General features: G+C 39.4%; 18 protein-coding genes and 1 other RNA gene. 7 read left to right on the plus strand and 12 right to left on the minus strand.

All coding sequences use genetic code 11. The annotated features are described in order from the left end of the window. Window positions 1–4 precede the first annotated feature (4 nt). The 10 genes from RICGR_RS07490 to RICGR_RS04040 form a co-directional block, all read right to left on the minus strand. Complete coding sequence (locus RICGR_RS07490) at window positions 5–718, minus strand: hypothetical protein (RefSeq protein ID WP_006035659.1); 714 nt, start codon at window positions 716–718, stop codon at window positions 5–7. 32 nt (window positions 719–750) lie between these two features. After that, entirely contained in the window at window positions 751–2,922 is a 2,172-nt protein-coding gene (locus tag RICGR_RS07495) for a TrbI/VirB10 family protein (RefSeq protein WP_006034910.1), read from the minus strand. Window positions 2,923–2,926: 4 nt separating this feature from the next. After that, window positions 2,927–3,862 (minus strand): DotH/IcmK family type IV secretion protein, encoded by a 936-nt coding sequence (locus tag RICGR_RS04005; protein ID WP_006035539.1) that lies wholly within the window; start codon window positions 3,860–3,862, stop codon window positions 2,927–2,929. A 3-nt stretch (window positions 3,863–3,865) separates the two neighbouring features. Further along, window positions 3,866–4,504, minus strand: coding sequence for a type IVB secretion system apparatus protein IcmL/DotI (locus tag RICGR_RS04010; RefSeq protein WP_006034711.1), 639 nt, complete (start codon window positions 4,502–4,504; stop codon window positions 3,866–3,868). Window positions 4,505–4,537: 33 nt separating this feature from the next. Next, entirely contained in the window at window positions 4,538–4,759 is a 222-nt protein-coding gene (locus RICGR_RS04015; RefSeq protein ID WP_006035301.1) for a hypothetical protein, read from the minus strand. 364 nt (window positions 4,760–5,123) lie between these two features. Beyond that, window positions 5,124–7,475, minus strand: a complete 2,352-nt coding sequence (locus RICGR_RS04020; RefSeq protein ID WP_006035697.1) for a TraM recognition domain-containing protein — start codon at window positions 7,473–7,475, stop codon at window positions 5,124–5,126. Window positions 7,476–7,573: 98 nt separating this feature from the next. After that, entirely contained in the window at window positions 7,574–8,686 is a 1,113-nt protein-coding gene (icmP, locus tag RICGR_RS04025) for a type IVB secretion system coupling complex protein DotM/IcmP (RefSeq protein WP_006035248.1), read from the minus strand. A gap of 102 nt (window positions 8,687–8,788) precedes the next feature. Next, on the minus strand, window positions 8,789–9,352 hold the full coding sequence (icmQ, locus tag RICGR_RS04030) for a Dot/Icm secretion system protein IcmQ (protein WP_006035473.1): 564 nt from the start codon (window positions 9,350–9,352) through the stop codon (window positions 8,789–8,791). Between the two features lie 19 nt (window positions 9,353–9,371). After that, window positions 9,372–9,590, minus strand: a complete 219-nt coding sequence (locus RICGR_RS04035) for a hypothetical protein (RefSeq protein ID WP_006035557.1) — start codon at window positions 9,588–9,590, stop codon at window positions 9,372–9,374. Between the two features lie 58 nt (window positions 9,591–9,648). Beyond that, on the minus strand, window positions 9,649–10,827 hold the full coding sequence (locus RICGR_RS04040; RefSeq protein ID WP_006034945.1) for a class I SAM-dependent methyltransferase: 1,179 nt from the start codon (window positions 10,825–10,827) through the stop codon (window positions 9,649–9,651). Between the two features lie 29 nt (window positions 10,828–10,856). On the opposite strand from RICGR_RS04040, the gene RICGR_RS04045 reads away from it, so the two are divergent. Continuing rightward, window positions 10,857–11,612 (plus strand): pteridine reductase, encoded by a 756-nt coding sequence (locus tag RICGR_RS04045; RefSeq protein WP_006035378.1) that lies wholly within the window; start codon window positions 10,857–10,859, stop codon window positions 11,610–11,612. A gap of 51 nt (window positions 11,613–11,663) precedes the next feature. On the opposite strand, the gene ssrS is transcribed toward RICGR_RS04045, so the two are convergent. After that, a non-coding RNA gene (gene ssrS, locus RICGR_RS08165) (6S RNA) lies at window positions 11,664–11,824 on the minus strand. A 37-nt stretch (window positions 11,825–11,861) separates the two neighbouring features. Beyond that, window positions 11,862–12,800, minus strand: coding sequence for a hypothetical protein (locus RICGR_RS04050; protein ID WP_006034800.1), 939 nt, complete (start codon window positions 12,798–12,800; stop codon window positions 11,862–11,864). Window positions 12,801–12,889: 89 nt separating this feature from the next. On the opposite strand from RICGR_RS04050, the gene RICGR_RS04055 reads away from it, so the two are divergent. The 6 genes from RICGR_RS04055 to RICGR_RS04080 all read left to right on the plus strand — a co-directional run bounded on the left by RICGR_RS04055 (window position 12,890) and on the right by RICGR_RS04080 (window position 25,420). After that, window positions 12,890–19,729: an ankyrin repeat domain-containing protein gene (locus RICGR_RS04055; RefSeq protein ID WP_006036013.1), complete on the plus strand. Its 6,840-nt coding sequence runs from the start codon at window positions 12,890–12,892 to the stop codon at window positions 19,727–19,729. Window positions 19,730–20,152: 423 nt separating this feature from the next. Then, a complete protein-coding gene (locus tag RICGR_RS04060; RefSeq protein WP_006035154.1) occupies window positions 20,153–20,626 on the plus strand; it encodes an SUF system Fe-S cluster assembly regulator in 474 nt (157 codons plus the stop codon). Continuing rightward, the gene (gene sufB, locus RICGR_RS04065; protein ID WP_420806103.1) at window positions 20,620–22,065 is read left to right on the plus strand and encodes a Fe-S cluster assembly protein SufB; all 1,446 of its coding nucleotides are present in this window, start codon (window positions 20,620–20,622) and stop codon (window positions 22,063–22,065) included. Before RICGR_RS04060 ends, sufB begins: the two co-directional genes overlap by 7 nt. A 43-nt stretch (window positions 22,066–22,108) precedes the next feature. Beyond that, on the plus strand, window positions 22,109–22,867 hold the full coding sequence (sufC, locus tag RICGR_RS04070; protein ID WP_006035342.1) for a Fe-S cluster assembly ATPase SufC: 759 nt from the start codon (window positions 22,109–22,111) through the stop codon (window positions 22,865–22,867). Between the two features lie 4 nt (window positions 22,868–22,871). After that, a complete protein-coding gene (gene sufD / locus RICGR_RS04075) occupies window positions 22,872–24,176 on the plus strand; it encodes a Fe-S cluster assembly protein SufD (protein WP_006035610.1) in 1,305 nt (434 codons plus the stop codon). Continuing rightward, on the plus strand, window positions 24,173–25,420 hold the full coding sequence (locus RICGR_RS04080; RefSeq protein ID WP_006034647.1) for a SufS family cysteine desulfurase: 1,248 nt from the start codon (window positions 24,173–24,175) through the stop codon (window positions 25,418–25,420). The genes sufD and RICGR_RS04080 overlap by 4 nt, the downstream gene beginning before the upstream one ends.

Below are 25,420 nucleotides of genomic sequence, written 5' to 3' on the forward strand. Positions count from 1 at the left end.
GCCGCTACCTATCATCTGGATTGTATCCTATAACCGCTCCTGAGCTTAACGAAATTGTCCCTTGTTCCGGATTGATGGCTGTGATAACGCCATAGCCCGTTAATTTATCCCCTAAACCTAAGGTTAGGGTTGAACCATCCTGTAAGCTTAACCAGACGCGGCCTGGAATGATAGCACGCACATAATAAATAGGTTTAGGTGCTAACTTTTTTTCTTGAATTCGTTTCATTTCTTCATCTTTTTGTTTCTGCAAAAAAGTGTCTTGTTGAGTCTGCAACTGTTGTGTTTGTTCATCGAGGCTCAGTAAACGTGAATGATAATCGGCAAGCGTTGATTTAAGGTTATTAAATTCTGAGTCAACACCTTGGATCTGTGATTGAAATTCATGTTGCTGGTGTTCAATTTGATTCAGCCGATTCATGATCGCATTGTTCATTTGCAATGCGGTTGGCTTAACCACTGTAGTCGATTTTTGTATTTTTGCAGTTACTGATTTCGAAGCAGAGACACGGTGCATTAACTGACTAACGACTTTATAAATACCGAGACTCACCGCCAACATCAATAATAGTAAAAAAATATGGCGGCGTCGCGTTTTTTCAAAAAACGTCGATGCGAAATCTTTATTATTGGCGATACTGGAAAAATTGGACGTTGATTCTGTTGAATCTTGAAATTTATATTCTTCATCGATGTTATTATTATTTTTGTTATCCATTATGCGCTCACTCTTAAAAAATTAACTAAAAATTAATTCGGTAATGCCGACAAATCTGAAAGAAATAATATCCCCATGGGTGTTCCTGAATAAATTTTTACCGTCGGTGGTGTGTTGAATACATTTCTTAACGCAGATGCATATTGCTCACCGACTTGACCTAGACCCACAAAAACACGTTGGCGTGGGGATAGATCAATCGGTTGATTACTCGGATTAATCACCACCGCACCAGAATAATTATTACCATAATCTAAAAACGATTGACCATAGCCCTGAAGGAAAGCAGAAGCAAATAACGTTCCATAACGTAACCAATAATGATTATTCGTATCACTTGATAATGCAGTACGCGCGGTATTTTCATCAATAGCGACCGTATTAATGGCTACGCTTTTGGATAAATGAGGAAGGGTTAGCGTGTTGAAAGAAAGTAAAATTTTTTGACCCTGATTACTCAACGTTCCCATTAAACGTGCACCCTTAAATTTTCCCTGTACAATTTCTGCAAGTACGGGACCCGGTTCATCACTATTAACAGCCGTTAATAATATGGCATACAAGATCGTTCCGGCTTTAACAGCAGGCGGTTTTGTATCCCCTTTTTCGGCCAATGGGGTGTTCAATCCATCCTGGATGCGATCGACATCAGGGATGCCCGTTACATAGCGTTGATTCGGTGAAGCCCATGCTGTAAACAACTGACTGGCTTGCGTACTCATCGCCGTTTGCATTTGTTCTTGTAACTGATCGGCCTTTTGAGCAGAAATTTGTTGTGCTTGTCTCTCTAAAACGCGTTGTAATTCTGGATTAGATGAATTACTTATCGTATCCGGAAGTAAACGAACTGTCGCTGGTGTTGGCTCATTGCTCGTACCTAATTCAAGGTTTTTGGGATGAAAAGCGGCGATGCTGCCCAAAACCTTTCCTTGCGCATCGCGAATCATTCCATCTGAACTTAATTTTCCTAATGCTTTTCCTTGCACATCTCTTACAATACCATCGCTACTGACCGTTCCGACTAAACGACCTTGGCGATCATAAACCGGCGCGCCAGGCGCCGTGGCACCCAGTTTGCCAATAATTTTCCCCTCTAATCCACGAATTAGCCCCTCCTTATCTAACTGACCGATCACGTTCCCGTGCTCATCGCGAACGTCATCATCACTATTCAATGTACCGATTAATCGACCCTGATGATCATAAACCGGCGCGCCTGGAATCGCTTGCCTTTTTTCATGAATTCCTCTTAAGTCAGCATGGCCAATGATGTCGTTCGAAGAATTACGCACAACACCATTCGAATCAACATCACCCAACACCTTACCTGACGCATCACTTAACCGACCTTCTGCATCAATCGTACCTAACCGATGACCTTCTGTATCATAGACGGGTGCACCGACTCTGTTAACACCTGCTTTACCGATAACGTTATGTTGAGCATCGCGTACAATACCGTCCGGGCCGACCATGCCGATCAGGTGCCCTTTTGGATCACGAACTTTTCCTTCCCAACCTACTGTTCCAATCAAACGACCTGTGGCATCATAAACAGAATCACCCCGTGCAGGCACTGCTGCGCTACCGATAACGTTCCCTTCTGCCCGGCGAACTAAACCATCTGGCCCTACTTTGCCTATCCGTTGCCCAGATTCATCCCGCACTTTGCCATCAGCACCGAGATGTCCGATGACTTTTCCTTGCATATCATAAATTAACGTTCCTGATTTCAATTGACTGGGTTGTAAAAAGGATAAGGGTCCATTCATTGAGAAGAGAGTATTTTCGCAGGAGACTTTTGCACCGTTATCACAGGAAGTGGGAGAACAGGCATTATTCATTTTTTGACAGCGATTCATTTGGAGTGAATTTTCCTCGTCATGAAATTGATTTGAATCGAGTAGTGTCGGAATAACACTGACACCCGTTTTTTCAGCACGCGCCGCTTGTTCAAGATTCTGTTGTGCTTGCAAACGTTGATAATCCGTAGACGGTGGTTTTTTTAATCCTCCCGGAATGGAATCAATATCCGGCGTTTCTTTCAGTTGTATGGATGTATTTTCAACGGGTGGTTTTTTGTTGGTAAGGTGCATAAACCCATATAAAAAACCAAATAGAAGGATGCATCCTGTGACTATAATAATGCTACGCGTACGGATATTTTTAAATAAATAGATCATATTTTTTAATTGAAGTTTCATTTTTTTAAAATCCTTCAATTTTTAATTGAATCGATTGTCCGTCTTCAAAACCCAAAATAAGCGGTGTTTTAGGCATTTCATACGCTTTCATCCCATCAGGACTCGACATGGACGCGATCCAAGCCGGTGAAATTAAGGTTAAACGCGTTCGTAGATAAAGATGATTGTCCATTAACCACGCTTGCGCGAGACCGCCTGAAACCTTTAATGCGACATTTTTCGGCGGAGGAACGCCTTCTAATACATTTAATAAAACCGGATTAGCACGTTGTGGAAGATTTCTCCCTAAAAGGGCTTTCGCATGAGGGCCATTGCCGGGAATACGTAAATCAACGCGATAATCAACCGCTTTTTGACCTGAAATCAGTGTCACCATCACAGGCGTTTCTAAATGACGTAACTGAACCGCTAAATTTCCAACGTTATATAATGAAGTTGCCTGTATCATGAGCAAATTACTTTTTTTATCCCATTGGATATTAAATGCTTGTGGATTGCCAATATCGTAATTCTCCACAGGCCAAGGTTGACCGGTTGAATCAAGAAATGCCAAGGTTGTGACATAACCTTCGGCTAAACGAATAACCGTTGGAGTCGCGCCCGGTTCTAATTGAACAAATTGAGAGGAAATCGTAGGGCGCGGTGGTGTACCCGGTGTTGTCGCTGCGGCCGCTTGCGTTTGATTAAAAAGCGCTCTTAAGCGTTTTATTTGCTCCGGCGACATCGGCAACATGGCTTGCGTCATCGAACCAAATGCAACTTTGTTAAGGTCGTGCACTGAAACTGAATCTTTATTCCCTTCTGCAAGGGTTTCTACTCCATGGTGAGCAAGATCCGGTGTCACGGCCCATGAGAGCGTGCATAAAGCCATTAAACCGATCCCGACTAAACCATTAAAAATAAAACGACGATTTCCTTTTTGAACATTAAAAAAATACATAGTTTAACCGGTTACTCCTCCGTCTCCCGATACAATAAATTGCGCAATACCAATACCCTGTGGCGATGTTAACGTTGAAACACGAACAATTAACAATGTGATCGTCACTGCTTGTTGGGAAAATTGACTTGCACTTTGGAACGTAATGAGCATTGGAATTTGTACTTTCCACGTATAACGATTCGCTAATAATCCTTGCTCTAAGATGACAGGGACACCTGTCGCCACTGCTGAAACAATTAATTTCTTACTAATCACGGCATGTAAATTATTCGAATTTTTTATTGCCGAAAAAAACATTTGTTTACCTTCCGGCGTAAAATAATCGGCAGCATGCTGCAGTGCTTGCCGATAATTAACGAAATTATAGCTATAGGCCGCGGTTGCCGCTGTATTCGCCCATTCCAATAGGGCTGCATTACTTAAATTAGGTTGCGAAAAAGGAACTAAAGGAACAATACGGCCATCATTACTCGTGGAAAAATAACGCGGTGCAGGAGGATGGGTCACGATATAAAATAAGCCGCCTGCTAAAATGAAGATGACGAAAAGACTAAATAATAACGCGGCAACAACTTTTCTATAATTATCTCGATAAAACTCGTTACGTAATTTAACGATTTGTAGCGCATCTTCTTTCATGATCATCTCAATTTTCTAACTTATTTTTATTAATTAAATACGCCTATCGGTTACCTGTTTTAAGGGAATTAAACGGGTTAATTGTCCATTTTGAGCAGTTGCGTAAAAATCCGGTGTAGGGGAAAAAATAGTGAAATAAAGAACGAATAAACTCAGTATAAAAATAATCAATAAAGTCATCAAAAGTGCAGTACAAACCCGGTTATAATTATCTCGGTAAAACCCTTTTCGTGATTTAACCAATTCAAGTCGCATCCCCACTACGGACCTCTTTTTTTTAACTTAGCCCTATTTTTATGAACTATAACTCAATTCTCGTTAAAAAAGCTACCCCCTCTTCAATTTTTTCAACATTTTATTCAAGCGCTTATTACACCATCACGTGTTGTTTTTTTCAGTTTTTTTTCGAAAAAAACTCACCAAAAACAGAATGTTGCTCACTTAACGATAAAAAGAAGCATTATCGTTTCGCTTTCTCACTCGCCTCGAAAAACAATCGATTCTCATGTGAGTAGATAAATTGATGGCATCACTTTTCATTCATTTTTTGAATGCGCGCTCTATCTAACAAGCAAGGAAAAATAACGGCTATCGCGATTTTGATTTGCCATCCATTCATTTAATTATCCGATTTTTGTTCATTCAACGCCTGTTCTTCTTGAATAGCTAATACGAGTTTATTTACCTCTTTTGCGATCTCCTCCCCTGATAAGAGATGATTGAGCGCGGGTGGATAATGCGTCGCTAGCGCCATATCATGAATAATTTCAGCGGCGATACTCTGCGCATGTTTTTCAAATTTACCTGAAACCTTTTCTATCACGGCCAGCAATTTTTGCGTCGTTGATCGTTTTAAAAACGCCTCATTAAACTGAGGATTATTGATTAATATCACATTGGCAAGTTGCGGCGTGATTAACAGTGGTTTAAATATATTTAATTCATTATCCGTTAAGATTTCTTCTTCCACGAGCGTTTCTTCTCTTATCGTCTCTTTGGGCTCTATTGCAAATAAAGCAGATAGGGCCGCTTTAATAGGGGTCCGTTCAGCATGCTGCGCTAAAATTTGCGATAATTGAGCAATCAGCGGTGATTCATCCAGCTTATTCAATAAAAATTGTGTTTTGCGGGTCACTGTCTGAAAATTTTGTAGCCGTGATTGTAGATCTAATAAATAACGATTCGTCGGTAATCCTACTTTCAAAAATTGATTCAATCGCATTCGAGCAACAGGGCGTGGATTCGCGTAAAATAATTGTGCACGAATAATCTTTGATTTAAACAAAATGTGCGCTTCGCCTTCACGCTGTTCTTTTAAATCCAATAAGTCAATACGCGCTCGCTTTTCCGAAGAAGCGCTCCGTGTATCTGCATAATTATTTAATACACTTTCAACTCGCGTTTGAAAAGCATCCACTTTAGTCACCCATGCTTCACCGGCACTTTTTGAGAAAAAATCCCAGGTTTCTAAAGGGTCTTCCAATTTCATACACAATTTAATATTACAATTGGCACCAATTGAGGCCGCTTCTTCTTTTGATGCCTTTTGAAAGGCAGGCAAATCTTGTCCTGCAAAAACGATGGAAAATCCTAACGAACGTGCCTGAGCAGGAACGACAGCAAACCCTGGAACGGCGTAATAGCCATATTCATCTAATACACATAAATAAGGCGTTAACGCATTGGTTGGTTTACGTTCAATGATATCGCGATAATCGCCTTCAACTTCTTCGCCTAAGCCTGCCGCGAGCATTGCTTTTAAAGAGGCAATAATCACTTTACCTAAATTCGATAATTCATCCGGTGATTTTTCAAAAGCCGGTAACAAGACTAAAAGAATACGGCGATTCAGTACGACGTCTTTTAAGTCGACTTCCGCTAAATTTGTTCGTAAAATATGACCGTAGGTATCCGCTAAAGAACCAAACACACGCGTTAACTGCATGGTAATAAAACCGTGCTGTTCCAAAACTTGGGAGACTTGCTTTCCTTTTTTAGATTTATCATAGCCGGGTAAATTAATGAGGTAATTCGTAATGGGTTCTAACACGACATCGGGAACATCCATTAAACTTAAGGGTTCTTGACCATCGCGTGGAAATAATTTATCAACAACAATATTTTCGACGCGCGATAGTTCAAAATAATTTCTCACCACATTCACATCCAGTAGAATCCCACCTTGGTCACGAATATAAACCAACAGTTTCATTAAGGCTTCAACAAATACAATCGCTCTCCCCTTCCACATATCTCCATCAGGAGTATTGCTACTCGCATCCATTAAACTAACAACAAGCTGGGATAACATACTTGAAGAGCCATTGGCAAAAGGATTCATCGTGTTGGATAATCGTTTTTCTTGAGGCCCAACAATATCGCGGGCACCGGTCATAAAATTAACCACTAAAATATCATCTTCACGGCCCATAGAGCGCGCCATTGAAAAAACCTTAGCAAATAAACTGTTATCCCCTTTTCCGTCGACATAAATAAACCCACTCCCCTGAACTAACGCATTATATGCTAAAGAGATTAACGCTTCGGTTTTACCACTGCCCGTCGAACCAAAAATTAAGCAGTGTGTCCGCATATCGTCGTTGCTAAACCAGAGTTCTTCTTTGCTGGATAACTCGTTCCCAAACAAACAAATACCCCGTGCTTTTTGCGGCTTATTACTTCCGGGTTTTAAATCATTATAATCCAGTTGATGCGCGCGTTGGGGCATTCGAAAAGGTAAACTAGTTTTACGGGTATAGGCATAAAAAAAGGAAAAAATACCCAATAAAAAGATAATATCCGCCATTGCTGGAATAAAAAAAGCGCCAGCCGCAAAACCGATTAATAAAATGGTTACTGCTTGCGGATTTTTGAAAAAATCGACAAAGCGTTGAGAAAGTATACGCGTATCGCGTAATAATCGTCGCGGATCCTGTTCGTGTTTTTGTTCTAAACCGCGCGCGACTACCATCAGGTACCCCACCCTAAAGGAGTATTTGAAAAAAACGTTTTTTTTAAGTTCATGCTTAATTGGTCCCTGTGTTTCTTATTGAAAGACGATCTAAAACGTCAATCGGGAATATAAAGTGTATCTTTAACAGCGGCTTCTAAGCCATTGACTGCCTCTTCTACACGAGGCATCATGAGCCGCCGACCCATTGCACGTTCAACATTCCAATGCGCAAAAGGTCCACTCACTTCTGCAAAGGCGGTTTGACGACCCACTGAATTTAACATAAACCACAATATTCGGTCGGTTGGTTTAAGCCATAAAAAATCTGCAGTGGCTAAAACGCCGTCTTTTCTTGCCCATTCTAACATCGAGGCCATAACGGTTAAAACGTACGCATGATGGTGTATCACCCCTTGGACTGTATGCGTATTTTTATGTTTGCTTAATAAGGCATCAACGCCTGAAAAGTTAAGCCGTCCGTAGAATGTTGACTCTGCAATTTGTAATAATACTTTTAATGCGCCATCCCTGTCGCGATTCGCTCTTGCGGCAAAAATGGCAAATAATGCTTTCGTTGCGGGCTTTAAGGCGTCAATATCTTGCCAATATTCTCCGCATTGCATAATAAATATTTGACGTGCAGCTTCCCTTTTTATGGATACGGTTCGCTGATTATGTTTTTTGGCGGTCATTGTCATGGACGGAATAATTTTTTCTTCATGTAAAAGGTGATATTTTTTGGCAAATTGCATGGGTGATAACGCCATAGCCCAAGGTCCTTTATCAATATCTTCTTTCACTAAATCCAGCTTAATAACGGGTGAAATTTGGGGCCAATTTTTTCGTTCGGCTTCAGCAAGCGTTTGCATAGTATAAAATTTTTTAAATTGCAAATTAACATGACTAAAATAAATGATTAAAGCGAACACAACGAGTAGAAGCATGATTGGATAACGAAGATAATGACCCAGAACAGAACTCACATCGAGTAATTGCGAAAAAGAAACCTGTGAAGGAATAAGGCGATGAATATCTAAAGGAAGTTGTGTCTCTGTGGGTATGACCCAGGCAATTAAACGCGACTCCCAAAACTTAATCTGCAAAGCAAATGCAACAATTTGTGTATGAAAAAAAGCCCACAGCAACCATCCTAAAAGAAAGATGCAAAGAATAATCCATAAAGGTGCAAGTGAATTATCAGCGGATTGTTGTTGTGCAGGAGCGGCCATAATGATTTTTTTTTACCGACTTCGGTCTTAAATTTTTGTTGGGATTATGCCTAAATATATCCGTTATCTCTGCTTAAGCTGTCATTCATTGAAACAGCAGCATTAATTTTTGACTAAAAAATTTCTAATCATTTTATATTCTCCGGTGGCATGCACCAAACGATTGATATTCTTTATTTGTATGGCCTTTGGGCGCAAACTCACTAATTGGCGCCCTTCACGATCGGTGCGTAAGCTTTCTGTTGTATCTTCGAATATTGCATCGCGGGGTACGCTAACGACCACATAGGCATGATTTAAATTTCTATCGCTTAAACGAACCGCTGCTTTAACATCTGTTTCATTGTCATAAATGCGCCGTCCCATTGTATAGTTTGTTAGCGATAAAACAACTTCTTGCCATTTATTCATATTGCACCCTTGTGATTGATAGAGAGCAATATAAAGTTCAATATTTTGTTCCTCGATGGTTGCATCAGGGTTTCTGTGTTCTTCATTGAAATAATCCAACCCGATTCGATTCACAAATACATTACGCATCTCTTCTAATTTTTTTTTAATCCCTTTTAAAAATAAATTGGCTTGCCAGGGTCCTTGTGCTATCCCTTCATCTAATATTTTTTTTATCGCTAAAGCAACCTCCTTTTCTTGCTCATGGTGAAGCATACATTGCGCTCCAAATTTTTTAACTCAGGTTCAATCCTGGTGTTGATTTAAATGCCAGTTTTTCAATTTTATTCGCCATGGTTGTTAAACAATCCGCAGCAGGGAAAAGCTGTGGGTTTGAATGCTGTATTTTATCAGAAAAAACGCGCGCTCTTTGACTCAAATAATCCAAGCCCTCTAATACCACTAAAACTTCACGCTCAAGACTGCTTTCATTTTTACGGTTAGAAAAAATCATAGTTGACCTATCCCTTATTGTAGTTTAACCACTCTTTAATTAATTCAATTCATTCAATCTATAAACGCATCCGTTTATCATAAAATTTAAATCCATTTAGTGAGAAAAAATCACAGTTGCGGGTCAAGCCCATGACTTTAACAAGCTCCCCCATTTCACTCGGCGACGTGAGTAAATGCACCTGTCGATTGACATCCAACGAGGAGAGTCCATCATAACATTTTTCTACGAGCGGTAACAAATCATTATTCAGTAAAAAAGCAGCTTGGGGGATATAGCCCGCCACTTTAAATTGGGTGTGCACTGCAGCATGGGCTAAACGACTAAAATCCACTGACGCTGTGATATCTTGTAACCCAATCAACGTTAACGGATCCTGATGGACTCGATGTTGGTAGTAACACCGAAGCGTTCCGTTCACCTTATCGGCGTGATAATACTCTTTCGCGGTGTAACCGTAATCCATAATGAATGCGACCCCTTGTTCTAAAGCGTCACTGAGTTTATTCACCCACTGTTCCAATTGCTGGCATACTTCCGATTGATAAATCGGCGTCGTCAGAAAATAATTTTTTTTTAATTGGGTTAACTGATTCAATAAAGATCCGTTCCTAACGGGACTCAACTGATAACAAAAGCGACCTTTTTTATAACTGACACGCTGCTCATAAATACATTCGCCATGCCAAACAAACCGATCCACAGGCAAGGCATCCACCACCTCATTTACTAAAATAACCCCTTTTATCGGCTTCTTCGGCCAATCATCCAGCCATTGAATGAATGGAAATAGATGAGGAATAGCTTGTTTTAAACGTTCTTTTTGACGTTGCTTCAGGGTTGGACTCATTTCAAAAATCATGTACGTGTCGGGCAAACTGTGTTGTTGTTCTAAAAAGAGCAATAAATCAACCGCCATTTGGCCCGTTCCCGCACCTATTTCCAAAATGTTACTTTGGCCTAAATGCATAACGATTTGTTGATATTGCCGACCCACACACTGTGAAAATAAAGGGGAAATTTCTGGAGCCGTTATAAAATCACCCCGTTTACCCAACTTCTCTAAACCCGCTGTATAATATCCCCACGTGGGTTCATATAATGCAAGCGTCATAAAACGTGAAAAAGAGAGCGAAGCAGCTCGATTTATTTCTTCGCGAATGAGTTGGCATAAGGCATCACTTTGCACTTGTAATGCCGACGTTGGGACGGGTAAATCTAAGGGTATCGTTATCATTGTTACGCTAATCAAATAAGGTCAAATCAATGTCAGATTCTAAATCAGAAAATAAAGTTTTGCTAATCACAGGAGCGGGAAAACGCGTCGGCGCCACAATAGCGCGCTATTGTCACCTGTTGGGAATGCGGATTGCCATCCACTATCGAACATCACGATCACAGGCGACACAATTATGCTGTCATCTCAATCAACAACGACCTGATTCCGCCCTTTCCGTTGGCGCCGATTTATGTAAAACAACGTCCCTTCAGCATTTAATCGATACGGTTATCAACCAATGGGGGCGGCTGGATGTGTTAATCAATAATGCTTCTTCTTTTTATCCAACGCCTTTTGCAAGCGCAACGCTCGATATCTGGGACGATATGATGGCCAGCAATTTAAAAGCCCCCTTTTTTTTATCCCAGCTCGCAACGCCTTATCTCAAAAAACAAAAAGGGTGTATTATTAATCTGGTTGACATTCAAGCACAACGCCCCTTAAAAAATTATTCCGTTTATTGTATTGCCAAAGCGGGATTAGTGATGCTCACAAAAAGTCTTGCCAAAGAATTAGGACCTCACATTCGGGTAAACGCGATTGCACCGGGCATTGTTTTATGGCCGGATGACGACACTGAATTTAATGCCGATTTACGTGAAAAAATTATTGCACGGAGTGTCTTAAAGCGTGCTGGAACACCCCGCGATATTGCAAAAACAGTCGCTTTTCTAATGAAAGACGCCGACTTTATGACAGGACAAGTGATGACTGTCGATGGAGGTCGATCGCTCGGTTATTAGTCAAATGAAGAAAGCCACTGAATGTAATTAACATTTAATCCATAAAATAGAAAAAGTTCCGTCAGTGGCCTATTGACTTGAAAGCAACAATGCTATGATGGTGATTTGTGATGCACTTTAGGCTTCCTACTTTAAGCAGGCTTGCACACCATGCATCAAGACTATCCCCAACCGTTTCGGATCAAACTTCAAGCGCTATCTAACGGAACTTTCACCCTTCAGTGTAGTCTTTTTAGACGAAATTGCAAATTATCGTCTAAAAGCCATGGTATGCTCATGCGTTTCTTGTGTTTTTTCGCAAAGAGCTCCCTCGAAGTCATCAAAATCGAGCTTTAAACCATTTAAGGTTTCATAACACCTTTTATTCAATGTTCTCTCAAGATCGTTTTCTACCCACGGTAATGGAGAACCCGACTCGGTTATTTTTCGCGCATCAGGGTATTTTTTTAACACATTTTCATTCAGTGTATCCTCTATTAAGGTCGGATTAGATTCCCTCGCTTTCAACGTAACATAAACATCCACTAATCGGTTGGCGTTTTTATTTTCCAAAATGGATTGAATATAACGATGGACGAAAAATCCACAGGAAATTGTATCGTTTTGTTTTCCATAATTGAACTGTTGAATATCTTTAATTTGTAGCGTTTGTTTTAAATCTTTTAAACAATTGGGATAGGAAATGCTGGCCCATTTGGATTGCGAATTATGAAGGATTATTTTAATTAATTCTGTTTTTCTGAGCAACACTTCAACTAAAACACTGTGTCGTTTTCCGAAACGACTCTGATTGAATGGAAGTAGTAAAATGGCATTTAATTCGGGATTTTTTTCTATAAAACGTTGAATAACCTGATTAATATAAGCGAGATTATTAAGTGTCGTGGATGATTTAACATCAGAAACGGTTTGAAAGATAACAAAAGTATTTTTATTATTTTTGGATAGTTGTTTATAGTGAGTGGAAATATTTCGATCTTCTGTTTCTATCACCCCCTCTTGAATAACATACTGATTTTCAGTAGCAAACCGAATGAGATAGGATAAATTAAGATTATTTAATTGGGTTGCGTTTAAACGAAAATGACGAAAATTGTTGCTTGGCCGCGTTAATGGTTTCGTTATTGATTCTTGATCGCGTTCTGAATCTCTCGAAACCCATTCAAAATCTTCTAGAAAAGTTGGCATAAAATTACCTTTTTTGTTATTTTTATTTTTATTTAATGTGGATACTATAAGCGCGGAACATACACTTATCAATGGATGGAAAATAAAAAATGCTTGATTATAGAGGGGTACCTCCAGAGGAATTTTATACTCGATATAATGCGTTGGCCGATCCTTTTTCACTTTCGTTATCCGCTCAAATAATAGAGGATAAAAATCCTGGATCTTTTTTTATTATTAATAAAGAAAACGGTCAATCACTTTTACATGAAGCGGCCAAACGAGAAGATCTTGAACTTCTTAATTTGCTTATAAAAATGGGTCATGAGATTAATTATTTGGATAATGAATATAAAACACCTTTATATGATGCATGTAGTCGATTAAACGTTGATTCAGTCAATCAATTATTATATCACGGAGCCGATCCAAATTTAGGCAATAGCAACCAAATACTCCACGGAAATCGATATGACGATGGAGGTGAAGAATTAGTCGATTATCAGGGTGAAACGGTCCCGTTAGTCGCGACTATTGATAGCATAACGACGCTTGCGTTCGAACAATTAACAGATACATTAAACCAACCCTACACGGGCGATCTTTCTGATCTAACAATTGACCATTCCTCAGAACAAAAAGGCGCATCGATTGTAAGAGAATTAATTAGTCGCGGTGTCAATGTTAATCTACAAACAGGACCAGACCATTTTTCAGCCTTACATCGTGCAGTGACGTATAAATACACGTTACTGATTCAGGAACTCATCCATTCAGGTCAAGCCAATCCTTATCTTATTGATCGCGACGGTGAAACAGCCTTACATATCGTTGCCAACTATCGAAGTCAAATCGAAAAAAAATTTCAACGGGATGTGATGCAGAAAGAAAAAGAAATTGCTGAATTAATGATTCCGTATCTCGACACACTTGAAATGAAAGAAACCAAATTCGGAAACACACCTTTACATACTGCTGTTATCCGAAGTAACGAGTTTGTGGTTAAGTTACTTTATCAAAAAGACTATTTATTTCAAAATCGTAAGCTTTTAAGTATACCCAATAAAGCAGGCAATACTGCCTTACATGAAGCGGTTAAAGCGGCGAGACGGGGACCGAACATTTTAAAACTCCTCTTACGTGTTGCAACGAACGACGAACTGGCTATTGTCAATTATGAAGGTAAAACTGCAAAAGATATCGCTGAAGATTTATTACAGGAATCGACGCGCATTGATTCCTTCATTCAGGAATTAAAGACGTCAGAAAAAAAACTCGATAAGTTGATGGATCGTTTCGGTTATCGCATGAGTGATTTACAAAACCTAAATGATGGTACGATCCATAAAACATTTGAATGGGAACCCTTAACGAGTGATCAACTCATTCAATTAAGAGAAACCATTAATCACATAGATTCAGCACTCACCTCGTTAAAAAATAATGCGTTTTTTAACGCTGCCATGAAAGATTTTGAGATCATCAAGGATATCAACCGGTTATCGCTTCACTTAAAAAATTTTGATGAACTCGCATCCTCTCAAAACGATCATTTGTTAATCGAAGCGGTGGATAACTATCATTGTCAAGCAATGAAAATAAGAGACGATATCAATAATAACTTTCTGGATAAAAAGTATCTTGAAAGCTTAACGAGCGTCCGGCAAGAAGAGTATTTTTCCTGGAAAAATCAACTCTTAAAATTACCCAGCAGTTTTCCCGATTTAATGACGATGGATAGTCAAGCGTATCAAACTGATCACATTCAAGCTTCGCTCTATTTATCGAGCGCTGAAGAACAAATAAATAATTATAATTATAATGACGCAAAGGAGCATATAGAAGCTGCGATTGAAATTTATCATCGCTTAAACGCGTATGGAGCGCTCGAAAACGCGTATCAAATGCTAGCGAAAATAACCCTTTCCCAGGGACCATCGACAATCGCAGCGTATGAAGCGATCAATTTAAATAAAGTGCAGTCTTTGGATCAACAGGAAAAATTACAGGGTCATCTAGCACTTGCAACGCTTTATAACGAATTAATGGAGCAAGCAATCTATAGACCATCCTCTTTATCTTTTCCTCTCTCAACAAAGACGCTTTATGCACTGATGGATCGAAAATCGTATTATTTTTATCAAATCTATAAAATGACGCAAGGTCCATTGGATAATATGGCACATACCGTATTACAGCGGGAATTAGGAATAGCGAAGAATGCGCCATTAGGGACGTATAATATTCAACAGTGTATTGCTGTTGTTGCGTTTGATCCAATCCGTAAAAAAGTCGTCCTTTCTCATTTTGACCAATTTTCAGGCCCTTTAAGTTTTATCGAGCAACTACTCCGGGAATTTTCGGAAGGATCTAAAATCGATCTTTATCTCAGTGGCGCACGAGATCGGATCAGTCTCGCATCCCACACAAGCACCATATCAGATAACAACATCGAGCAAGTTTTAAAACAAATCTACGCGGAGAAAGATCGATTCGTGATTAAATCGTCTGATCTGGGTGATAAACCATCACCCGAAGCGATTGTGTTTGATGTGGAATCCCAGCGATTAATCCATGCTGCACCCAATTTCCCGGATACGAGTCTTGAATCACGCGAAGTTAATTTTCAATTGCAATGGATAAAAGGAGATTATTTACGCCCATTAAATCGTGTTGATTTTTCAAAAAATGAAGCAACACGAAAAATAAATTTTTCTTTCGAGGAGCAGCAGCAAATACAGGAACAATTTCTTCATTATGAAAAAGTTGCGGGTCAAACAGAAGCATGGAACCATCAACGATTTTATCCCTTGTTGGCATTCTATAACGAGCAGGTCGGAAGAGCAGCACTGGACTCTCATCAAGCCCTACGAACGCCGCTTGTTAAAAGCGACGTCGTGAATACCAATGAGAACGATCCCGATTCAGCAGTCTTCGTTGAACAACGAAATAACGATATCATCAGGAACATCGCAATAGATATGGACGGAACTATTCCGCTCGATTTTGATCCTGAACAACTACCCTGCTTGGAGGGGACGAAACGTAAACGTGCTGCCCAATGTATCATAGATAGTCAATTACTATTGGATTATCTGAAAAAATTAAAAGGCAGCACACCCACTAAAATTTTAAACTATCTTTCTTCATGGAGACGCATGGGTGGAACAAAAAAAGAAGAAGTAGCCCGATTAACGCATCATGCAAAAATAATGACGCATCTTAATAAAGTCAACCAATTTTCTTCTCGCTTCATGGGCATCCTTTTTTCTGAAAAAGCAATCGTCAATTTATTCAGTGGTGATCCGACTGCCGCCATTAATTTAGCGACCTTTACCGGTTCGAGTCATTTATTTGTAAATCTCGCGAAACGTTTGGATGAAAAAGCAACACGTTTGTTAGCCGCTGGAAAAAACAGTCAAGCTCGCATTTTGCGAACGGGTGTTACCCCTGTTATCCGTCGCGGAACAGGGTTACTCATTGCGTATGATATGTACGAACAAATTAAAGCATTAAAAAAGGATAGTCATAATACGGAAGCGTGGATCGGTGTTATCAGCGATGGAATTTTCTTAACAACGGATGTGTTAGGAATAGGGATCGAAATGCTTGAATTGTCTTCAGTGACTATTGCAGCGTTGGGACTTTCCGCTTTGTTTAATCCACTTGCCGATATCGCCAGTGTTATTATCATCTTGGGAACCCAAATCTATGGTGCTGTAAAAAAAGTTTCTAATGAAGATCATTACGTTCAGTTAACCGCGTGGGAAAAATTTAAAGAAGGATGCCTTGCTTTCCTTACGCTAAAACCTGAAGCCTATCTTCAAACGATGATAGAGGAAGGTGCTGAATATGAACGCTTACTCGCAAAACAATTCAATTATATCAAAAATTTTACTGAAATTAAGTATTTTGTTTTTCCGGGGATTGTGAAAAATGGGATAATCTGCCAACTCGTTGAGGCATCGTGTGGGAATGTATTTTTTATGCAACGAAAACACTGTTTAGGTCTCAAGAAAGTCTGCGGTCCTTCTTTTAAAGATATTGTAGATAACTCCGTTTATTTTAAACGAAAACGATCTCAATCTGAATTAAAAGTGTCTCGAGAGAGAATTGCGGCGCCTCCTGGAGCACAATTATTTTGTCTTCCAACAACAAAAGACGGGGTACCACCGCCTCCTGAAATTGTTTTTCGGTGTGACGCGGCACTCGGACTGAATATAACCAATAATACCCTCGGTAATACCGCGTTTTATGACCTCGGTGAAGGAAAGGATTACGCATTTGGTTTTGACGATATTTCTAATATCTTTGTCGTGAATAATGGTGCGAAACGATATGCCGGTGGATATAAAGCAGATACTTTTATTGTAGGGGCCAATAAAATCGTCAATGCAAATTATTTTGGGAAAAGAGGATTAGACGGAAAAGGAGGAATAGATACGCTAAACTTAAAAGAGTTTAAACCTGAAAAAAAAGTAACGATCAACCTGAATAAAGGTTTTTTAAACTATAGTGATAGTCGTGATACGCTGGATATCAAGCATATTGAGAACCTGATTTGCGGGAACTTCTCGCTATCGGTTATTACCGGCTGTGATACACAGAAAGTAGACGTCCTCGGTGGCCCCACGTTTGAAAAAGCAGATACTATTTTTGTCCCCAAAAATTCAACGTGTCATTACACCACAACCTTTTATTTAAACCCCTATAGCACATTAAATAATACTGCCGAACAAGGTGATTTTATCTACAGCATTCAATCGGGATCAGGAATGATTTCAGTGAACTTGACCTTGGACAGTAACACTACCCTGTTTAATTTCTATAACACTTTAAACCATCGATTTTTAATGAATGCAGATATTTCTGACTTATATGCCCTATCCTCATCAAAAAAAGTAATCACTTTTCACTTTCCAGAACAAAAAGTCAATAAAATTTTTCGAGCGCTCAAAACAATTACGCTTGCTAAAAGCAATGCAAGCAGTAGGATAACCTTTGATTATCAATTTAATTCAGAAATTTTTCTCAGCCCAACCTATTTAGACGTGTTACCAAAAGTGATTGAAGCCAAGGCGTCTCTGAAAACATTAAATGCTTTGCTTGAAAATAGGGATATTAATGGTACGGTCATCATCAATGATCGCAATAAAATACACAAAATTCTTTTTAATTTCGTCAAAACTTCTAATTTTAGTCTTAACAATTTTAAATTAGAAATCATTTATTCTGAATTAAAAAACATTTTTTTTCAATTTATTGACGGGACTGAAATTAAAATAACTAATGATACTCATTATCTTTTTTTTACAGGAAGCCAAAAAAATATAACCGATATTATCACGTTCTATTCACCGATTGCCCGTCGCCTGAATATGCTTTGTAATATAAAGACGTTCCAAAATCAAAGGGTTTTAATCGGTCATCATGGTCACCAAGTCGTCTATAATGATAAATATGCCTTTGAAACTCACTTTTATAGTAATGGCGGTCAAGGACTTTTAATTATTCAACCTTCATTACCTCCACTGTTGTTAACCTTGAACGACGTCATTCTTCATCACGACCCCTTCAGTCGCGCTATCGATACAGTAGACTTTCGTCAAATAAAAACTAAAATTGAAACAGACTTAGGCATCGCAACGAATGCAATCACTGTTATCATTTTATCGCAAAACAACACCCATGAATTTCAATTATTAGCTTCAAAACGAGAAAGAACATTCGAGAATGATTTAGTCCTCATCTTAGGTACCCGTCTATACAAAAACATACTTGTCGATTATCTTGCTGTTCGTTTAAAAGACGCCTTATTAACCCATTGGTATAAAGACTATTTACAGATTATTTTAAATGTGGCGCCACTAAAAATCGTTGGCAACTTTCCGAATCTCACTCTACAACCTTTTCCTTTCATCGTCGATGAGACCCATGATTTTATCACCTTAGGCATTGAGAATGTCGAAGAAAATACAGAAATTATTATCCCAAGAGAAAGTGATTTTAATACCTTTTATCAGCACAATAAAACGAATTTAATCTTTACGAATACATTAACGACTTCAAACACAATAAAACCGTTTACGATTGTTTTAGAAAATTTTTATAACGAGCCTCAATTAGAAACGTTATCCTTTACCTTTTCAAATCAAAAAATAGTTCTATCCAAAAATTTAACTGATTTGTATGTCGTTGAAGACTTTGAACAGGCTAAACGAAAACAGGAAGCAATTTTAGAAAAAGAATCTCGTGCTATTTTACGTTCTCAATCTATTCAACCTACTCAATTTCAATCCACCGAAGAAGGTCGTACATTAGCGAATTCCAATGTAACAAAACAACGTCGTTCTCTTGTCAAATCATTGACAAAAAATGCTCCTTCAACGTTCATGTTTACCCATAAGGACACCATGAGTCCTTTTCATTTTTTCACCTCAAAACCAACCCTTTCTTCACGCTTAAAACATGTTAAAACAAAGCATCATTGTCGCTCCCCTCGTGTTGTTCATAACACGGGAGAGAGACCGGTTACAAATTCAGCAACCGGTCTCTCTTGTCTAATCAATCGTTTCGTGAATGAATTAAAAATAAAAAGTGTTGCATGGATATCCACATTATTTATGCCATTCGGTCAAGAAAAAACTGAAATACGCCCTCCCCATTTTCACGAAATGCCAACCTTAGAAGATGTGAACAGCTTCAGAAGTTCTTTAAAAAATGACGTTGAATTTGAGTATCCGGGTCACTGGGTCAGTCACGTTTATTTTACGAAGTGGTTATTTGGTATGTTTGGTAGGCATTCTGTTGTTCATCGAATGAATAAAGCGGAACGAGCCTCTTATGTGCCCATAGAAAAATCATTCAATCCCTTTATAGAACATGAGAAAACCCTCACTAGAAGGCATCCCCAAAGTGGACCATATCGCATGATTGGAGAACGGTTATAAATCGATTCGCTATATTTGGAATAGTCCAGACTTGAACGTTGTCAGGCCCGCACCGGTCGAGCACAAAGAAATCCTATTTTTATCGCAATTTCTGCTTGGCTTCAGAAATATCAGCACCGATTAAAACATAACATTTCTTTCTATCAACAGGATGGCTTGATTATTAAAACTTCTATTTCTAAAAATTTAAAACGGATTTTGGTGCAAGCTTAAATACTTGGGGTGAAACTCCTGTTAACTTGTCATGACCTCTCCACTAACCCATTAAATAAAGCTATCGAACAGCTTTTATTCGCTATTCATGCTTCCGTTAATCGGAGGCATCCTTTATTTTGTACATTGAATGGGATTTAGTCGCTTGTTTTTAATCTAGAATAGGACTAAAATAGTCCCATTTTTAGACATGCAATAAAAATTACGTCGATGTTAAGACTGAGTAAACTGACTGATTATGCCGTGGTCATCATGGCCTACCTCTCTCAGCATCCTGGACTTGCAATTAATGCCAAAAAGATTGCTGAACGCACAGGTATCGCTTTACCGACAACCAGTAAATTGCTAAAACATTTAACGCATCGAGGTCTATTACACGCCAACCGCGGTATTCGAGGCGGTTATCTATTGGCCTATCCCGCCGCGGATATTTCACTGGGAACACTCATTCAAACGTTAGAAGGCCCTATTGCGTTAACCGAATGCAGTCATCGAACGCGAACGTGTCGCTTCGCCCAGCAGTGTACGATTCGCGATAATTGGCGTAGGATTAGCGCTTTTATTCAAATGACCTTCATGCACATTAGTTTGGCGGATCTGATTCAGCCCATGAAGCTTAGTCATTTAAGCCTATTGCACCCTATCGATTACCTACTTCCCTTGGGAGCCGAAAAAAAATCATGACGCAAGCCACTTTAGAGACCTTATTACAGCAAGATTACCCCCATGGTTTTGTCAGTGATATTCCTGCCGATACACTTGCTTGCGGACTCAATGAAGACGTTATTCGCCATATTTCAGCGAAAAAAAATGAGCCTGAATTTTTATTAGCCTGGCGCTTAAAGGCTTACCGTCATTGGCTCAGTTTAACGGAACCCCATTGGGCGGATTATATGGATTATCCAGCCATTGATTACCAAGCGATTAGTTATTATTCGGCACCTAAACTCAAAAAGCAATTGAAAAGCTTAGACGAAGTTGATCCTGAATTGCTACGGATTTATACGAAGCTTGGCATTTCACTGAAAGAACAAGAACGTTTAGCCGGTGTTGCGGTCGATGCTGTTTTTGACAGTATTTCGGTTGCCACCACTTTTAAAGAAAAACTAAAAGCAATGGGAATTCTATTCTGTTCATTTTCCGAAGCCGTGCAAGAATATCCTGAGTTGATAAAACGCTATTTAGGGACTGTTGTTCCGTATGCTGATAATTTTTATGCCTGCTTAAATGCCGCTGTCTTTACGGATGGATCGTTTTGTTATATTCCCAAGGGAATACGCTGCCCCATGGAACTCTCCACCTATTTTCGAATGAATGCTGCGAATACAGGCCAGTTTGAACGCACGTTAATTATTGCTGATGAAGGAAGTTATGTGAGTTACTTAGAAGGATGTACGGCACCCCAACGTGATGAAAACCAATTACATGCGGCTGTTGTCGAGCTCATTGCTTTAGATCATGCTGAAATTAAATATTCGACGGTTCAAAATTGGTATCCCGGTGATAAAGAAGGTAAAGGGGGAATTTATAACTTTGTGACGAAACGCGGTCATTGTCGTGGCAAACAATCAAAAATTTCGTGGACGCAAGTTGAAACAGGATCCGCGATTACCTGGAAATATCCGAGTGTTATCCTGCAAGGTGATGCTTCTGTCGGCGAGTTTTATTCAGTGGCACTGACGCACCATAAACAGCAAGCAGACACTGGAACGAAAATGATCCATATCGGTAAACATACAAAAAGTACTATTTTATCAAAAGGAATTAGTGCCGGTCACGGACAAAACAGTTATCGTGGTTTAGTCAAAATCGCTGAAACAGCGGACCATGCCCGTAATTATACCCAATGCGATTCACTTTTAATCGGTCAACACTGTAAAGCGCATACCTTCCCAAGTATTGAAGTTAAAAATCAGACTGCACAAATAGAACACGAGGCTTCGGCGTCGAAAATTAGCGAAGATCAACTGTTTTATTGTTTGCAGCGCGGTATAACCCGCGAAGATGCACTTTCACTTATTGTGAATGGGTTTTGCAAAGCCGTATTTAAAGAATTACCAATGGAATTTGCCGTTGAAGCTCAGAAATTACTGAGTCTCAGTTTGGAAGGAAGTATTGGTTAGAAACAAAACGAGCATTTATATCCACACAAAGAACGTAAAAAATATGTTAATAATTAAAAATTTACAGGTTGAAATTGATAATAAAAAAATATTACGGGGAATTAATCTGCATATAAAACCGGGTGAAATTCACGCCATCATGGGGCCCAATGGTTCGGGTAAAAGCACCTTAGCCAATATCATTGCCGGACGTTTTCATTATACGATAACCCAGGGCGAAATCCGCTATTTAGGTGAAGATTTAACCCGCCTTGCTCCTGAACAACGCGCGCATGCAGGGTTATTTTTAGCCTTTCAATATCCGATTGAAATCCCTGGTGTGAGTAATATTTATTTACTCAAAGCGGCTTTAAACGCAATACGTAAAGCACGCGGTGAAACCGAACTGGATGCGATGGATTTTTTAAAACGCGTAAAAGAAAAGTTAAATGTTGTTGAAATGGATCACGATTTCCTTTACCGGGCAGTCAATGCCGGTTTTTCTGGGGGGGAAAAAAAACGCAATGAAATTTTACAAATGGCCTTATTAGAACCTCAATTAGCACTGTTAGATGAAACCGATTCTGGTCTTGATATTGACGCTTTAAAAATAGTTGCGAAGGGGGTTAATACGCTGCGCTCGCCCGAACGAGCGATGATGCTTATTACGCATTATCAACGTTTACTCGACTATATTAAGCCTGATTATGTGCATATACTGGCTGGTGGGAAAATTATTCGATCAGGTGATTTTTCTTTAGCACAAACCTTAGAAAAAGAAGGTTATGCTACTTTTTTACAACAAGAAAAATCATGGGTGTAAACACATGTTAAATAATAAACGAAGCGATTTTAACGCCATTGCGCATTACTCCCGAGAGTATCAGCGCACCGAAAAAAATTTATTCGGCCAGGGAGAAGCCTATCTCACGCGATTAAGACGAACGGCATTAGACGCCTTTACAACAATGGGCTTCCCGAGTAAAAAACAGGCCGATTGGAAATACACGTCATTCAATACATTGCATCAAACCCCTTATTTTTTAGTGGCATCATCATCCCCCCCTGATCCGGTTCTCGAAGCTACGATAGGCGTTCGTTTAGTGTTTGTGAATGGTTTTTTTGCGCCGCATTTATCCACCGTAATCGATTTAGCGCAAAATGATCGAATAACCCATTTGATTCAGATGCACCATCATCATCCGGAATTAGTCAAGGCACACGTCAACTCCAACGCAGTCGAGAAAAATAGTTTTACACAATTAAACACGGCTTTTCTGCGAGAAGGTGCATTTATTTATTTACCGGCCAATACCTGTTTAAACACGCCTATCGACGTTTTATTTATTAATACGGATGAAACACCCAATCGCTTTATTCCTTTACGTAATATCATTATCGCGGAAGAAAATAGTCACGCCACGATTGTGGAAAAGTATATCGATATGACGTCTAAAAAAAATACCCCTTATTTTACAAATAGCGTCACCGAATGTTATTTATCGGCCAATAGTCATATCGAACATTATCAATACATTAACGAGAGTCAACAGGCCCAACATGTCGGCAGCTTATCGGTGTCACAACAGGAAAATAGTCAATTTTCCGCTTATTCTTTCGCATTAAATAGCGCATTAATACGTCGTGATATTATCGTTAAATTATTAGCACCACAGGCACAGTGTCAATTAAAGGGGCTCTATTTAGCATTTCGTCATCAACAAATCGATTACTGTACCGTCATTGATCACGTCAGTCCGAAAACCCAGAGTGACGAATTTTACAAGGGTATTATTGGTGATAATGCACGTGCGACGTTTAATGGTAAATTGATAGTCCGTGAAGACGCGATTCAATCCAAAGCACACCAATTGAATAAAAATTTATTATTATCAGCCCACAGTGAAATGAATAGTAAACCACAACTTGAATTATTTACAGATGATATCCACTGTACGCATGGTGCAAGCATCGGCCAACTGGATAACGATGCTTTATTTTATTTGCAATCCCGTGGATTAACCATAAACCAAGCCACTGATTTATTGGTGAATGCCTTTGCCCACGATATCCTTCAACACATGCCTTTGTTAAAGGATGTCGTTTTACCTCATTTTAATCATCAGCCATGAACACCTGTGATCTAACAAAAATAAGAGCTGACTTTCCTATTCTACAACAAAAAATAAAAGGGAGCCCGCTCGTTTATCTGGATAATGCGGCAAGTACACAAAAGCCTTACGCTGTTATCCAACGTTTACACCATTTTTATCAGTATGAAAATAGTAATGTGCACCGCGGTATCCATACCTTAAGTGAATTAGCGACGCACGCATTTGAACAGAGCCGTCAGAAAGTTCAACACTTTATCCATGCAAAATCATCGGCAGAAATTATTTTCGTCCGCGGCACCACGGAAGCCATTAATTTAGTGGCGCAAACCTACGGTTTAAGTCACCTTCGTGCGGGTGATGAAATTATTATTTCGCATATGGAACATCATGCCAATATCGTTCCCTGGCAAATTTTGTGCGAACAAACGGGTGCTCAACTTAAAATTATACCGATTAATGATGCGGGTGAATTAGTATTGGAAGAATACCAACGTTTACTCAATGCTAAAACAAAACTCGTGTCAATTTGTCACGTTTCCAACACCTTAGGGACGATTAACCCCATTCAATCGATCATCGATTGGGCTCATGCGAATAGTCCTGAAACAAAAGTATTGATTGACGGTGCGCAGGCAGTCGCCCATCAAAAAATAGATGTCCACGCGTTAGATTGTGATTTTTATGCCTTTTCTGGCCACAAATTATTTGCGCCGACCGGCATTGGCGTTTTGTATGGCAAATACGAATTGTTAGCGCGCATGCCACCCTATCAAGGGGGCGGCAGTATGATCACTGAAGTTGGCCTTAAAAAAAGTCATTATCGTGAACCACCGTATAAGTTTGAAGCAGGTACACCGCATATTGCAGGCGCCGTTGGATTAGGCGCGGCAATTGATTATCTCAATCAACTCGACTTTAATGTGATCCATTGTCATGAACAACAACTACTCGACTATGCCATTCAACATTTACAAGCCATTCAGGGTTTACGTTTCATTGGCATGGCAAAAGAAAAAGCCGCTATCTTGAATTTTATCGTCAATGATTCACGAGGGCGGCGTATTCATGGGCATGATATCAGTGATGTTTTAAATGCTGAAGTGGGAGTTGCTGTACGTGCCGGTCAACATTGCACCATGCCCTTAATGCAACGCTTCGATGTTGATTCCACCGTGCGTGTGTCAATGGCACTCTATAATAATAAAGAAGATATTGATGCTTTAATCAGGGGTTTACATATTTTAAAGCAATTGTTTAAATAA

Source organism: Rickettsiella grylli (assembly GCF_000168295.1).
In the GTDB taxonomy this organism is placed as follows: domain Bacteria; phylum Pseudomonadota; class Gammaproteobacteria; order Diplorickettsiales; family Diplorickettsiaceae; genus Aquirickettsiella; species Aquirickettsiella grylli.

What these genes read in the sequence shown, in the direction of transcription:
- RICGR_RS07490 (WP_006035659.1), bottom strand. Translation starts at nt 718, where the DNA reads ATGGATAACAAAAATAATAATAACATCGATGAAGAATATAAATTTCAA.
- RICGR_RS07495 (WP_006034910.1), bottom strand. Translation starts at nt 2,922, where the DNA reads ATGAAACTTCAATTAAAAAATATGATCTATTTATTTAAAAATATCCGT.
- RICGR_RS04005 (WP_006035539.1), bottom strand. Translation starts at nt 3,862, where the DNA reads ATGTATTTTTTTAATGTTCAAAAAGGAAATCGTCGTTTTATTTTTAAT.
- RICGR_RS04010 (WP_006034711.1), bottom strand. Translation starts at nt 4,504, where the DNA reads ATGAAAGAAGATGCGCTACAAATCGTTAAATTACGTAACGAGTTTTAT.
- RICGR_RS04015 (WP_006035301.1), bottom strand. Translation starts at nt 4,759, where the DNA reads ATGCGACTTGAATTGGTTAAATCACGAAAAGGGTTTTACCGAGATAAT.
- RICGR_RS04020 (WP_006035697.1), bottom strand. Translation starts at nt 7,475, where the DNA reads ATGGTAGTCGCGCGCGGTTTAGAACAAAAACACGAACAGGATCCGCGA.
- icmP (WP_006035248.1), bottom strand. Translation starts at nt 8,686, where the DNA reads ATGGCCGCTCCTGCACAACAACAATCCGCTGATAATTCACTTGCACCT.
- icmQ (WP_006035473.1), bottom strand. Translation starts at nt 9,352, where the DNA reads ATGCTTCACCATGAGCAAGAAAAGGAGGTTGCTTTAGCGATAAAAAAA.
- RICGR_RS04035 (WP_006035557.1), bottom strand. Translation starts at nt 9,590, where the DNA reads ATGATTTTTTCTAACCGTAAAAATGAAAGCAGTCTTGAGCGTGAAGTT.
- RICGR_RS04040 (WP_006034945.1), bottom strand. Translation starts at nt 10,827, where the DNA reads ATGATAACGATACCCTTAGATTTACCCGTCCCAACGTCGGCATTACAA.
- RICGR_RS04045 (WP_006035378.1), top strand. Translation starts at nt 10,857, where the DNA reads ATGTCAGATTCTAAATCAGAAAATAAAGTTTTGCTAATCACAGGAGCG.
- RICGR_RS04050 (WP_006034800.1), bottom strand. Translation starts at nt 12,800, where the DNA reads ATGCCAACTTTTCTAGAAGATTTTGAATGGGTTTCGAGAGATTCAGAA.
- RICGR_RS04055 (WP_006036013.1), top strand. Translation starts at nt 12,890, where the DNA reads ATGCTTGATTATAGAGGGGTACCTCCAGAGGAATTTTATACTCGATAT.
- RICGR_RS04060 (WP_006035154.1), top strand. Translation starts at nt 20,153, where the DNA reads ATGTTAAGACTGAGTAAACTGACTGATTATGCCGTGGTCATCATGGCC.
- sufC (WP_006035342.1), top strand. Translation starts at nt 22,109, where the DNA reads ATGTTAATAATTAAAAATTTACAGGTTGAAATTGATAATAAAAAAATA.
- sufD (WP_006035610.1), top strand. Translation starts at nt 22,872, where the DNA reads ATGTTAAATAATAAACGAAGCGATTTTAACGCCATTGCGCATTACTCC.
- RICGR_RS04080 (WP_006034647.1), top strand. Translation starts at nt 24,173, where the DNA reads ATGAACACCTGTGATCTAACAAAAATAAGAGCTGACTTTCCTATTCTA.